This window comes from Streptomyces sp. NRRL WC-3549 (genome assembly GCF_000721935.1).
Lineage (GTDB): Bacteria > Actinomycetota > Actinomycetes > Streptomycetales > Streptomycetaceae > Streptomyces.
The window spans coordinates 29,218-29,947 of sequence record NZ_KL585430.1 but is presented as its reverse complement, the minus strand read 5'-3'; the positions used below and the strand labels follow the sequence as shown (position 1 = coordinate 29,947).

The following is a 730-nucleotide window of genomic DNA, read 5'->3' as shown; positions in this document are numbered from 1 at the left end:
TGTGTATAAGAGACAGGCACCTGGGGGACCCACGGCCCCACGAGAGGCAGAACAGTGGAGCGGAGTCATTCATTTCCGCTTTACCAAATCATTACGCACCGCCCCGGCGCACGCCGCCCGGCCCTCCCCCGCCCGCGGCCGACCCCCGCACCCGGGGACAGCCCGTAGGCTCGCTGCCATGCACCAGCGCCCCATCGGCACCGCCACCCGCGGGACCACCAACCCCAACCGGCTGCGCCGCATGGACCGCTGGATCGCCGCCACCCACGGCCCCGCCCTGCGCCGCAGCGAGGACCCCGTCGCGGTCGACCTGGGGTACGGCGCGGCCCCCTGGACCGCCGTCGAGCTGCTGCAACGGCTGCGCACCGCCGAACCGCGCACGAGGGTCGTGGGCATCGAGATCGACCCCGCCCGCGTCGCCGCGGCGAAGCCGTACGAGCGGGACGGCCTCACCTTCGTCCACGGCGGCTTCGAGCTCCCGCTGGACACGCGCCCCACGCTCGTCCGGGCCGCGAACGTACTGCGCCAGTACGACGAAGGCGAGGTGGCGGCCGTCTGGGCGCGGCTCCGCGCCCGGCTCGCCCCGGGCGGGCTCCTCGTGGAGGGCACCTGCGACGAGATCGGGAGGCGGCACGTCTGGGTCGCGCTCGGACCGGAAGGCCCCCGCACCGTCACCTTCGCGACCCGGCTGGGTTCGCTGGACCGCCCCTCGGACCTGGCGGAGCGGCTG

At 74.7% G+C, this 730-nt stretch carries 1 protein-coding gene; it reads left to right on the top strand.

Translation table 11 applies throughout. From position 1 onward, the window contains the following. Positions 1–178 precede the first annotated feature (178 nt). Positions 179–730, top strand: a 552-nt coding sequence (locus IH13_RS0130235; protein WP_031089268.1) for a class I SAM-dependent methyltransferase, incomplete at its 3' end; no start/stop codon positions are given.